The organism is Streptomyces sp. NPDC043726, from assembly GCF_056436565.1.
Genome location: NZ_JBWKCI010000011.1, coordinates 38579 through 50509 on the forward strand (window position 1 = coordinate 38579; position 11931 = coordinate 50509).

General features: G+C 70.8%; 9 protein-coding genes. 5 read left to right on the forward strand and 4 right to left on the reverse strand.

Going from position 1 to position 11931, the window contains the following annotated elements; genetic code table 11:
- Positions 1–27 precede the first annotated feature (27 nt).
- From tkt to pgl, 5 genes are read left to right on the forward strand one after another with little or no spacing between them, the layout of a single operon-like run.
- Positions 28–2115, forward strand: coding sequence for a transketolase (tkt, locus tag AC068Z_RS29635; RefSeq protein ID WP_478562216.1), 2088 nt, complete (start codon positions 28–30; stop codon positions 2113–2115).
- 33 nt (positions 2116–2148) lie between these two features.
- Entirely contained in the window at positions 2149–3267 is a 1119-nt protein-coding gene (tal, locus tag AC068Z_RS29640; RefSeq protein ID WP_478562219.1) for a transaldolase, read from the forward strand.
- Positions 3268–3270: 3 nt separating this feature from the next.
- Complete coding sequence (zwf, locus tag AC068Z_RS29645; protein ID WP_478562222.1) at positions 3271–4794, forward strand: glucose-6-phosphate dehydrogenase; 1524 nt, start codon at positions 3271–3273, stop codon at positions 4792–4794.
- Entirely contained in the window at positions 4791–5840 is a 1050-nt protein-coding gene (gene opcA, locus AC068Z_RS29650) for a glucose-6-phosphate dehydrogenase assembly protein OpcA (protein ID WP_478562225.1), read from the forward strand. The genes zwf and opcA overlap by 4 nt, the downstream gene beginning before the upstream one ends.
- Entirely contained in the window at positions 5837–6619 is a 783-nt protein-coding gene (gene pgl / locus AC068Z_RS29655) for a 6-phosphogluconolactonase (protein ID WP_478562228.1), read from the forward strand. The genes opcA and pgl overlap by 4 nt, the downstream gene beginning before the upstream one ends.
- Positions 6620–6679: 60 nt before the next feature.
- Here the strand turns inward: pgl and AC068Z_RS29660 are convergent, their stop codons facing one another.
- Genes AC068Z_RS29660 through AC068Z_RS29675 form a run of 4 tightly spaced genes read right to left on the reverse strand, consistent with a single transcriptional unit; the run spans position 6680 to position 11849 of the window.
- Positions 6680–7519, reverse strand: coding sequence for a carbohydrate ABC transporter permease (locus tag AC068Z_RS29660; protein ID WP_478562231.1), 840 nt, complete (start codon positions 7517–7519; stop codon positions 6680–6682).
- Entirely contained in the window at positions 7516–8877 is a 1362-nt protein-coding gene (locus AC068Z_RS29665; protein ID WP_478562234.1) for a carbohydrate ABC transporter permease, read from the reverse strand. Before AC068Z_RS29665 ends, AC068Z_RS29660 begins: the two co-directional genes overlap by 4 nt.
- Positions 8878–8883: 6 nt before the next feature.
- Entirely contained in the window at positions 8884–10209 is a 1326-nt protein-coding gene (locus AC068Z_RS29670) for an ABC transporter substrate-binding protein (protein WP_478562237.1), read from the reverse strand.
- Between the two features lie 38 nt (positions 10210–10247).
- On the reverse strand, positions 10248–11849 hold the full coding sequence (locus AC068Z_RS29675; protein WP_478562240.1) for a glycoside hydrolase family 13 protein: 1602 nt from the start codon (positions 11847–11849) through the stop codon (positions 10248–10250).
- Positions 11850–11931 lie beyond the last annotated feature (82 nt).

Here is an 11931-nt window from a genome sequence, read left to right on the forward strand (position 1 = left end):
ACATGTGGAGAGGAGCCCTGACCCAGGGTGAGCACCAAGCCGACCACCACAGACCTCGAGTGGACCGAACTGGACCAGCGGGCCGTGGACACCGCCCGCGTCCTGGCCGCCGACGCCGTACAGAAGGTCGGCAACGGCCATCCCGGTACGGCGATGAGCCTTGCGCCCGCCGCGTACACCCTCTTCCAGAAGGTGATGCGGCACGACCCGGCCGATGCCGACTGGGTCGCCCGGGACCGCTTCGTGCTGTCCGCGGGCCACTCGTCCCTGACCCTCTACACCCAGCTGTACCTGGCCGGCTTCGGCCTGGAGCTGGACGACCTGAAGTCGTTCCGCACCTGGGGCTCGAAGACCCCCGGTCACCCGGAGTACGGCCACACCACGGGCGTGGAGACCACCACGGGCCCGCTCGGCCAGGGTGTCGCCAACGCGGTGGGCATGGCGATGGCCGCCCGCTACGAGCGCGGTCTGTTCGACCCGGAGGCTCCCGCGGGCGAGTCGCCGTTCGACCACCACGTCTTCTGCATCGCCGGTGACGGCTGCCTCCAGGAGGGCATCTCCGCCGAGGCCTCCTCCCTGGCGGGCCACCAGAAGCTCGGCAACCTGCTCCTGCTGTGGGACGACAACCACATCTCGATCGAGGGCGACACCGAGACGGCCGTCTCCGAAGAGGTCACCAAGCGGTACGAGGCGTACGGCTGGCATGTGCAGCGCGTCGAGCCCCAGGCCAACGGCGACCTCGACCCGGCCGCCCTCTACGAGGCGATCCAGAAGGCCAAGGCCGTCACGGACAAGCCGTCGTTCATCGCGATGCGCTCGATCATCGCCTGGCCGGCCCCGAACGCCCAGAACACCGAGGCCGCGCACGGCTCGGCGCTCGGCGACGACGAGGTCGCGGCCACCAAGCGCGTCCTCGGCTTCGACCCGGAGCAGAGCTTCGAGGTCGCCGACGAGGTCATCGCCCACACCCGCCAGGCGCTGGAGCGCGGCCGTCAGGCCAAGGCGGAGTGGGAGAAGTCCTTCCAGGAGTGGCGCAACAACAACCCGGAGCGCGCCGCCGAGTTCGACCGCATCAGCAAGGGCGAGCTGCCCGCGGGCTGGGAGTCGGCGATCCCGGTGTTCGAGCCCGGCAAGGGTGTCGCCACCCGTGCCGCGTCCGGCAAGGTGCTCCAGGCGCTCGGCCCGGTCGTCCCGGAGCTGTGGGGCGGCTCGGCCGACCTCGCCGGCTCCAACAACACGACGATCGACAAGACCTCCTCGTTCCTCCCGGCGGAGAACCCGCTGCCCGAGGCGAACCCGTACGGCCGCACGATCCACTTCGGCATCCGCGAGCACTCCATGGCCGCGGAGATGAACGGCATCACGCTGCACGGCAACACCCGCGTCTACGGCGGCACCTTCCTGGTGTTCTCCGACTACATGCGCAACGCCGTCCGTCTGTCGGCGCTGATGCACCTGCCGGTGACGTACGTGTGGACGCACGACTCCATCGGTCTGGGTGAGGACGGCCCGACGCACCAGCCGGTCGAGCACCTCGCCTCGCTGCGCGCCATCCCGGGTCTGAACGTGGTCCGCCCGGCGGACGCCAACGAGACCGCCATCGCCTGGCGAGAGATCCTCAAGCGGTACACGAAGGTCTTCGGCAAGGGTCAGCCGCACGGCCTGGCGCTGACCCGTCAGGGCGTGCCGACGTACGAGCCCAACGAGGACGCCGCCAAGGGCGGTTACGTCCTCTTCGAGGCGTCGGGCGGCTCCCCCGAGGTGATCCTGATCGCCACCGGTTCCGAGGTGCACGTCGCCGTCGCCGCCCGCGAGCAGCTCGAGGCGGACGGGGTGCCCACGCGCGTCGTGTCCATGCCGTCGGTGGAGTGGTTCGAGGAGCAGGACCAGGGGTACCGGGACAGCGTCCTGCCGCCCGCGGTCAAGGCGCGCGTCGCCGTGGAGGCGGGCATCGGGCTCACCTGGCACAAGTACGTCGGGGACGCCGGCCGCATCGTTTCGCTGGAGCACTTCGGCGCTTCGGCCGACGGCAAGGTGCTTTTCCAGGAGTACGGCTTCACCGCGGAGAACGTGGCCGCGAAGGCGCGGGAATCCCTCGCCGCCGCCCAGCGCTGACGCTCACATACGACACGTAGGAGATGTAATTCCATGACAGACGCACTCAAGCGCCTCTCCGAGGAAGGCGTCGCGATCTGGCTGGACGACCTGTCGCGCAAGCGGATCACGTCCGGCAACCTCGCCGAGCTGATCGACCAGCAGCACGTCGTGGGCGTCACCACCAACCCGACCATCTTCCAGAAGGCGATCTCGTCGGGCGACGGTTACGAGCAGCAGCTCTCCGACCTCGCCGCCCGCAAGGTCACCGTCGAAGAGGCGGTCCGCATGATCACCACGGCGGACGTCCGCGACGCCGCCGACATCCTGCACCCGGTCTTCGAGGCCACCGGCGGCCAGGACGGCCGCGTGTCGATCGAGGTCGACCCGCGCCTGGCCCACAACACCAAGGCGACCGTCGCCGAGGCCAAGCAGCTGGCCTGGCTGGTCGACCGTCCCAACACGCTGATCAAGATCCCGGCCACCAAGGCGGGCCTGCCGGCCATCACCGAGGTGATCGGCAACGGCATCAGCGTCAACGTCACGCTGATCTTCTCCCTCGAGCGCTACCGCGAGGTCATGGACGCCTACCAGGCGGGCCTGGAGAAGGCCAAGGAGAAGGGCCTCGACCTCTCTCTGATCCACTCCGTGGCGTCCTTCTTCGTGTCCCGGGTGGACACCGAGATCGACAAGCGGATCGACGCGCTCGGCACCGACGAGGCCAAGGCCGCCCGCGGCAAGGCCGGCGTCGCCAACGCCCGCCTCGCCTACCAGGCGTACGAGGAGGTCTTCGGCACCGACCGCTGGGCCGCGCTGGAGAAGGCGGGCGCCAACAAGCAGCGTCCGCTGTGGGCCTCCACCGGCGTGAAGGACCCGGCCTACAAGCCGACCCTGTACGTCGACGAGCTGGTCGCGCCGAACACGGTGAACACCATGCCGGAGGCCACCCTGCAGGCCACCGAGGAGGGTGGCGAGATCCGCGGCAACGCCGTCGCCGGCACCTACGAGCAGGCGCGCGCCGAGCTCGACGCCGTCGAGAAGCTCGGCATCTCGTACGACGACGTCGTACAGCTGCTGGAGGAAGAGGGCGTCGAGAAGTTCGAGGCGTCCTGGAACGACCTGCTCAAGTCGACCGAGGCGGAGCTGGAGCGCCTCGCACCCTCGGAGGGCTAAACCTTGTCGAGCAGCAATCCGCTGCGTGACCCCGCCGACCGACGGCTCCCGCGTATCGCGGGGCCGTCGGGCCTGGTCATCTTCGGCGTCACGGGCGATTTGTCACGAAAGAAGCTCATGCCCGCCGTGTACGACCTCGCGAACCGGGGTCTGCTGCCGCCGGGTTTCTCGCTGGTCGGCTTCGCCCGGCGTGAGTGGCAGAACGAGGACTTCGCGCAAGAGGTCCACGACGCGGTCAAGGAGCACGCCCGGACCCCCTTCCGCGAGGAGGTCTGGCACCAGCTCATCCAGGGCATGCGGTTCGTCCAGGGCACCTTCGACGACGACGAGGCCTTCGAGCGGCTGCGCGACACCATCGAGGAGCTGGACAAGGCACAGGGCACGGGCGGCAACTTCGCCTTCTACCTGTCCGTGCCGCCGCGCTCCTTCCCGGTGGTCATCCAGCAGCTGAAGAAGCACGGCCTCGCCGACCAGACGGGCGGCTCCTGGCGGCGCGCGGTCATCGAGAAGCCCTTCGGCCACGACCTGAAGTCGGCCGAGGAGCTCAACAAGGTCGTGCACGAGGTCTTCGCCCCGGACCAGGTCTTCCGCATCGACCACTACCTGGGCAAGGAGACCGTCCAGAACATCCTGGCGCTGCGCTTCGCCAACACGATGTTCGAACCGATCTGGAACCGGTCCTTCGTGGACCACGTCCAGATCACGATGGCCGAGGACATCGGCATCGGCGGCCGGGCCGGCTACTACGACGGCATCGGCGCCGCCCGTGACGTCATCCAGAACCACCTCCTCCAGCTGATGGCGCTGACGGCCATGGAGGAACCCGCCTCCTTCGACGCGGACGCGCTGGCCGCGGAGAAGACCAAGGTGCTCGGTGCCGTACGGCTGCCGAAGGACCTGGGCCGGGACACCGTGTTCGCGCAGTACGCGGCCGGCTGGCAGGGCGGCGAGAAGGCGGTCGGCTACCTCCAGGAGGAGGGCATCGACCCCCAGTCGAAGACCGACACCTACGCCGCGATCAAGCTGTCGGTGGACAACCGCCGCTGGGCGGGCGTCCCCTTCTACCTGCGTACCGGAAAGCGGCTCGGCCGCCGGGTCACCGAGATCGCGGTGGTCCTGCAGCGGGCGCCGCACTCCCCCTTCGACCACACGGCGACGGAGGAGCTGGGCAAGAACGCGATCGTGATCCGCGTCCAGCCGGACGAGGGCGTCACGGTCCGCTTCGGCTCCAAGGTGCCCGGCACCTCCATGGAGATCCGGGACGTGTCCATGGACTTCGCCTACGGCGAGTCCTTCACGGAGTCCAGCCCGGAGGCGTACGAGCGCCTCATCCTGGACGTCCTGCTCGGCGACTCGAACCTCTTCCCGCGCACCGAGGAGGTCGAGCTGTCCTGGAAGATCCTCGACCCGATCGAGGTGTACTGGGACAAGCACGGCACACCGGCGCAGTACCCGGCCGGTACCTGGGGTCCCGTCGAGGCGGACGACATGCTCGAGCGAGACGGACGGAGCTGGCGCCGGCCATGAAGACAGACCTCACGGACACCACGGCCAGCAAGATAAACAAGGCCCTCGTCCAGGGGCGCCGGGCGATCGGCACCCCTGCCGTGGGCATGGTGCTCACGCTGGTCATCGTGACGGACGAGGAGAACGCGTACGACGCGCTCAAGGCCGCGAACGACGCCTCGCGCGAGCACCCCTCGCGCACGCTCGTGGTCATCAAGCGCGTCTCGCGCTCCCCCCGCGACCGCACGAAGTCCCGCCTCGACGCCGAGGTGCGGGTGGGCGCGGACGCGGGCACGGGCGAGACGATCGTGCTGCGGCTGTACGGCGATGTCGTCGACCACGCCCAGTCGGTCGTCCTCCCGCTGCTGCTGCCGGACGCGCCGGTCGTGGTCTGGTGGCCGGTGAACGCGCCGCTGGACCCGGCGAGCGACCCGCTGGGCGCCCTCGCCCAGCGCCGGGTGACGGACACCTACGCCGCCGAGCAGCCGGTACGGGAGCTGTCGGCCCGCGCCGACACCTACACCCCCGGCGACACGGACCTGTCCTGGACCCGGATCACGCCGTGGCGCTCGATGCTGGCGGCGGCTCTGGACCAGGTGGTCTGCGAGGTGCGGGGCGTCGAGGTGGAGGGCGAGGAGTTCAACCCGAGCTGTGAGCTGCTGGCGATGTGGCTCGCGGACCGGCTCGACGTCCCCGTGAAGCGGTCGCTGTCGTCGGGCCCCGGTCTGACGGCGGTACGGATGACCACCGACTGCGGCCCGATCGTCCTGGACCGGGCGGACGGATCGCTGGCGACCCTGTCCATCGAGGGCCAGCCCGACCGCGCGGTGGCGCTCAAGCGCCGCGAGACGGCCGAGCTGATCGCGGAGGAACTGCGCCGCCTCGACCCGGACGACACCTACGCCTCGGCGCTGCGGTTCGGCGTGGAGCGGCTGAACCCGGTCGTCGAGGAGCCGGCGGCCGAGGAGGAGGCCGTCGCCGTGGCGACTCCGGTCGAGGAGGCCGCCAAGGCCCCAGCGAAGAAGGCCGCCAAAAAGGCCCCGGCGAAGAAGGCGGCGGCCAAGTGAGCACTCCGCAGCTGGTCGTCCACCGGGACAAGGAGCTGATGGCGCAGGCCGCGGCGGCCCGGCTGATCACGAAGATCGTGGACGCGCAGGCCTCCCGGGGCGCCGCGTCCGTGGTCCTCACCGGCGGCCGCAACGGCAACGGCCTGCTGGCCGCGCTGGCCGCCGCACCGGCCCGGGACGCCGTCGACTGGGGGCGCCTGGATTTGTGGTGGGGCGACGAGCGGTTCCTGCCCGAGGGTGACCCGGAGCGCAATGTCACGCAGGCCCGCGAGGCCCTGCTGGACGCGGTGCCCCTGGACCCCAAGCGGGTGCACGCCATGCCCGCGTCGGACGGCCCGCTCGGCGCCGACGCGGACGCGGCCGCTGCCGCCTACGCCGAGGAGCTGGCCCTCGCGGCCGGCCCCGAGAACCACGGCGCGGTGCCGACCTTCGACGTCCTGATGCTGGGCGTCGGCCCGGACACCCATGTGGCGTCCCTCTTCCCGGAGTTGCCGGCGGTACGCGAGACGGAACGGACGGTGGTGGGCGTCCACGGCGCCCCCAAGCCGCCGCCCACCCGGATCACCCTGACCCTCCCGGCGATCCGGGCGGCCAGGGAGGTCTGGCTCCTGGCCGCGGGCGAGGACAAGGCCCAGGCGGCGGCCATCGCCCTGTCCGGCGCGGGCGAGATCCAGGCCCCGGCGGCGGGCGCCCGGGGCCGACAGCGCACCCTGTGGCTCCTGGACGCGGCGGCGGCCTCCCAACTGCCCCGCTCGCTGTATCCGCCGGCGTCGGCGTAACGCCTTCGGGCTTCACTGGATCCCCCGTGGATCCAGTGAAGCCCCGCGCTTGTTCCGCCCCTACTTGACCGACCCCGCCATCACCCCCTGCACGAAGTGCCGCTGGAAGGCGAAGAAGACGGCCACCGGCACGATGAGGGAGACGAAGGCGCCGGGCGCCAGGACGTCGATGTTGCTGCCGAACTGTCGTATCTGGGACTGGAGTTCCACGGTCAGGGGCTGGGACGTGCTGTCCGCGAAGAGGAGGGCGACCAGCATGTCGTTCCAGACCCAGAGGAACTGGAAGATGGCCAGCGACGCGATCGCGGGGCGGCCCACCGGCAGGATCAGCCGGGTGAAGATCCGCCACTCCCCGCCGCCGTCCATCCGTGCCGCCTCCAGCATCTCCTTCGGCAGTTCGGCGAAGTAGTTGCGCAGCAGGAACACCGCGAACGGCAGTCCGTACGCGACGTGGAACAGCACCACGCCCGGGATCGTGCCGAACAGCCCCAGCTGGCCGAAGAGTTTGGCCACCGGGAGCAGCCCGACCTGGATCGGGACCACCAGCAGCGCCACGACGACCAGGAAGATCGCGTCCCGGCCGGGGAACTCCAGCCAGGCGAAGGCGTATCCGGCCAGCGCCGCCAGGACGACGACCAGCACGGTCGTCGGTACCGAGATCAGCACCGTGTTCCAGAACGCCTGGGTGATCCCCGCGTTCTGCAGCAGCGCCGAGTAGTTGTCGAACGACAGCTGGCCTGGGCTGGTGAACACCGTCCACCAGCCGCCCCGCGCGGTGTCCTCGGCCGACCGCAGCGAGGACATGAGCAGTCCGGCCAGCGGCGTCAGCCACACCAGCCCGACGACGACGAGGAACGCCTGCACGAACCCGTTGCCCAATTGACGCCTGACGGCCTTCATCGCTGACTCCTCTTGAAACGCCGGACGTTGAAGACCATCGCCGGGATGACCAGCAGCAGGAGCAGGACCCCTAGCGCGCTGCCGAGCCCCTGGTTGTTGCCGCCGCCGAACGACACGAGCCACATCTGGGTCGCGAGCACGGTGGCGTCCTCCTGCACCGGACCCGGCGCGATGATGTAGACGAGGTCGAAGACCTTCATCACGTTGATCACGAGCGTCACGAACACCACCGTCAGCACCGGCGCCAGCAGCGGCACCGTGATCTTCCGGAAGATCTGCCACTCGTTCGCGCCGTCCATCCGCGCCGCCTCCAGCGCGTCCCGCGGCAGGGTGGCGAGCCCGGCGCCGATCAGCACCATCGCGAACCCGGTCCAGATCCACAGGTAGGCCCCGATGATCGCCGGCGTCACCAGCACCGGCCCGAGCCACGAGATCCCCTCGTAGGGCGCGGCGAAGTTCGACGCGGGCAGCCGTAGGCCGTAGGCGCCTTCGTCCAGGTCGCGGAAGCTGAAGGAGCCGTCGGCGGCCGTGGTCGTGGTGGCCGCCGTACGCCCGTCGCGCACCGCCTCCACCGTGATCTCCGGCAGTCCGCTCTCGCGCCGGTCGACCTTGCCCTGCTCCCCTCCCCCACCGGGGGTGAAGTCCAGGTAGACGACTCCGCGCAGTTCACCGGGGGCGGCCTCGCGGGCGGCGGCCGGGTAGGCGGGTCCGGCATCCGCGGGCAGTTCCTTGGCCGGGACGCCGACCAGGCCGAGCGCCACGGAGTCACCCGGCGAGGCGCTCGCGCTGGTCCGGTACGAGCCGTCCGGCTCCTTGCCGAGCCCCTGGCCGTCACGGGCCCGGGCGGTGGGGTACGCCGAGGTGCCCTTGACGGCGTCGTGCACCGCGACCGCGGCCGCGTTCAGGACGCCCTTGTCCGGGTCCTCGTCGTAGGCGAGCCGGAAGATGATGCCCGCGGCGAGGAAGGACACCGCCATCGGCATGAACAGCAGCAGCTTGAACGCGGTGGCCCAGCGGACCTTCTCCACCAGCACGGCCAGGATCAGGCCGAGCCCGGTCAGCAGGGCCGGGGCCACCACCACCCAGATCGCGGTGTTGCGAACGGCCTTGAGGGTGGCCGGGTCGCGGAACATCTCGGAGTAGTTCTCGCCGCCGACGAACCGGGTGCCGGAGGCGTCGAAGAAGCTGCGGCCGACGGAGAACAGCACCGGGTAGACGACGAGCGCGCCGAGCAGCAGCAGCGCGGGGAGGACGAAGAGGAGGGCGACGAGCCGCCCGCGCCGCCGCATGCGCCGGGCCCGCTCGGGCAGCGGCACGGGCGGCGGGGGGCTCGTCTCCTTCACGAGGGTCGCGGTCATGGCGCGTCAGCCCTTGTACGCCTTGGCCGCGGCGGCCTCCAGCTTCGCCGCGGTCGCCTTCGGGTCGGCGGGGTCGCGCAGGAAGTCCTGGAGGATCTTCCACTCGCCGGTGCCCTTGGTGCCGCCGAAGGCCGCGGGCGCCTGGTCGGACATGTCGAAGCGGACCGAATCCCCGGCGGCGATCAGGGACTTGGCGGTGGCGCGGGTGACGCCGTCGCTGTAGGCGGCGGGGTCGACCTTCTTGTTCGGGGACAGGAACCCGCCCGCCTCGGCCCACACCGCGGCGGCCTCCGGCGTCGCCAGGAACTCCACGAGCGCCTGCGCGGCCTTCTGGTTCTTCCCGTCCTTCAGTACGACGGCGGCGTCACCACCGCTGACGACGGGCGCGGTGCCGCCGTCGACCGCCGGGAAGGGGAAGAAGTTGGCGTCGTCGCCGATCGACCGGCCGAACTGGTCCTTGGCGACCCCGGCCACGAAGTCCCCCTCGTAGACCATGCCGGCCTCCGCCTCGGGCCCGAAGACCTTCTCCACCGAGCCGGGGAAGTCGGTGTTCAGGGCGCCGTCCCGGCCGCCCGCTATGAGCTGCTCGTCCTCGAAGAGCGTGCCGAGCGTGGTGAGCGCCTCGACGACGCTGGCGTCGGTCCACTTCAGCTCGTGCGCGGCGAGGGCGTCGTACTTCTCGGGTCCGGCCTGGGAGAGATAGACGTTCTCGAACCAGTCGGTGAGCGTCCAGCCGTCCTGTCCGGCCACGGAGAAGGCGGCGAGCCCGGAGTCGGAGACCGTCCGGCCGGCCTTCAGCATCGCGTCGAAGGTGCGCGGCGGCTCCACCCCGGCCTGTTCGAGCGCCTCGGGGCTGTACCAGACGGTCGACTTGTGGGCGGCCTTGAAGTAGAGGCCGTAGAAGGTGCCGTCGACGCTGCCGTACGTCTTCCAGACCTCGGCGAAGTCGGCGTCGACGGACTCCTCGGTGGTCTTGGACAGCGGCTTGAGCCAGCCCTGTTCGGCGAACTGCTTGAGCACGCCGACCTGAGGGACCATGACGACGTCGGGGGCGTTGCCGCCCTCGATCTTGCTGCTGACGACGGTGGAGACGTTGTCGCCGGTGGAGACGAACTGCGTCTTGGCGCCGGTCTTCTCGGTGAAGGCGTCCAGCACCTTCTGGAAGTTCTTCTGTTCGCTGCCGGACCAGACTCCGGCCACGGTGACCGTCTGGCCGCCGAGCGCCTGGTCGCCGCCGCCGGCCGAGACCGGGCCGCCGCCGCAGGCGGTGGCGCCGAGCGCGAGGGCGAGGGCGGTGCAGCTCATGAGCAGGGTGGAGCGTCGTCGCATCATCGTTGATGTCCCTTCAGAGGTGGGGAATTGACGGAGGTTCAGAGCCACCAGGCGGCCGTCGCGCCGGGCAGTACCCCGGCCGGACAGGGGCCGCTGGAGAGGAGCGGGGCACCGGCGACCGGCGCGGGCGCCGGTGCCGTACCGAAGTTCACGGCGCAGACGAGGCCGTCGCCGCGGGTGAAGGCGAGGACGTCGGGCGTGCTGTCCAGCCAGCGCAGCTCGCCCTCGCCCAACTGGGGCAGCGAGGCGCGTAGTTGGAGGCCGTCGCGGTACAGGTGCCAGAAGGAGCGGGTGTCGGCGAGGGCCCGGTCGGTGGCGTGCTCGGCGAACCAGTCCGGCTGCGGCAGCCAGGGCTTGGCGCCCTCGACCCCGGAGGTGAAGCCGAACGGCGAGGCCTGCCCCGACCAGGGCAGCGGCACCCGGCAGCCGTCCCGGATCCGGGCCCGGCTGCCGGTGCGCCGGAAGATCGGGTCGGTGAGCACGTCGTCGGGGAGGTCCACGACCTCGGCCAGCCCCAGCTCCTCGCCCTGGTAGATGTACGCGGCCCCGGGCAGCGCCAGCATCAGCAGCGCGGCGGCACGGGCGCGGGCGGCGCCGAGGCCACTGCCCTCGGTGGCGGGTTCGCCGTAGCGGGTGACCGTGCGGACCTGGTCGTGGTTGTTGAGGACCCAGGTGACCGTCGAACCCGTGCCGGCTATGTCCTGCATGGCCTCGGAGATGACCTTGCGGAAGGCGTCGGCGGCCCAGGGGGCGCCGAGCAGGTCGAAGAAGAAGGCCTGGTGGAGTTCGTCGGGGCGGACGTAGAGGGCGTGTTCGCGGGCGGTCGGCACGGAGACCTCGCCGACGAGGAGCCGTTCGCGGCCGTCGCGTGCGGTGTACTCCTCGCAGGTCGCGCGCCACGCGCGCCACACCTCGTGCACCTCGGGCTGGTTCCAGGCGAGCGGGTTGACCGAGTCGCGGGTGCGGGCGTCGGCCTCCGGGTCGTCGGAGTCGGGCAGCTCCGGGTGCTTGTAGAGCCCGGCGGCGACGTCGATGCGGAAGCCGTCGACGCCCCGGTCGAGCCAGAAGCGGAGCGTGCGGTCGAAGTCGGCGCCGACCGACGGGTCCCGCCAGTTCCAGTCGGGCTGCTCGGGCGTGAACATGTGCAGGTACCACTGGCCGTCCTCGACCCGGCTCCAGGCCGGGCCGCCGAACATGGCGTGCCAGTTGTTGGGCGGCTCGGCGCCCTCGGGCCCCCGGCCGTCGGCGAAGTGGAAGCGCGCGCGGGCCGCGCTGCCGGGCGCCGCGGCGAGCGCCTCGCGGAACGCCGGGTGCTCGCTGGAGCAGTGGTTCGGGACGATGTCCAGCAGGACCTTGACGCCGAGCCGCCGGGCGGCCGCCATCAGCAGGTCGAACTCGGCGAGGTCGCCGAAGAGGGGGTCGACGTCGCGGTAGTCGGCGACGTCGTACCCGTGATCGTGCTGGGGCGAGGGGTAGAAGGGGCTCAGCCAGATCCCGTCGACCCCGAGCTTCTTCAGATACGGCAACCCGGCGCGCACGCCCGCGAGATCGCCGACGCCGTCCCCGGTGCTGTCCAGGAAGCTGCGGACGTACACCTGGTAGATCACCGCGTCCCGCCACCAGCGGTACTTACTCAACATGTATGCATGTTAGGTATCGAGCCCGGAGAGGTGTCAACGAAAAAGGGCCCCGTAGGGCCCGAATGAGATGTGCGCGTTACCT

Excerpts from the sequence above, each read along its gene's own strand:
- tal (WP_478562219.1), top strand. The coding sequence starts at position 2,149 with ATGACAGACGCACTCAAGCGCCTCTCCGAGGAAGGCGTCGCGATCTGG.
- opcA (WP_478562225.1), top strand. The coding sequence starts at position 4,791 with ATGAAGACAGACCTCACGGACACCACGGCCAGCAAGATAAACAAGGCC.
- AC068Z_RS29660 (WP_478562231.1), bottom strand. The coding sequence starts at position 7,519 with ATGAAGGCCGTCAGGCGTCAATTGGGCAACGGGTTCGTGCAGGCGTTC.
- AC068Z_RS29665 (WP_478562234.1), bottom strand. The coding sequence starts at position 8,877 with ATGACCGCGACCCTCGTGAAGGAGACGAGCCCCCCGCCGCCCGTGCCG.
- AC068Z_RS29670 (WP_478562237.1), bottom strand. The coding sequence starts at position 10,209 with ATGATGCGACGACGCTCCACCCTGCTCATGAGCTGCACCGCCCTCGCC.
- AC068Z_RS29675 (WP_478562240.1), bottom strand. The coding sequence starts at position 11,849 with ATGTTGAGTAAGTACCGCTGGTGGCGGGACGCGGTGATCTACCAGGTG.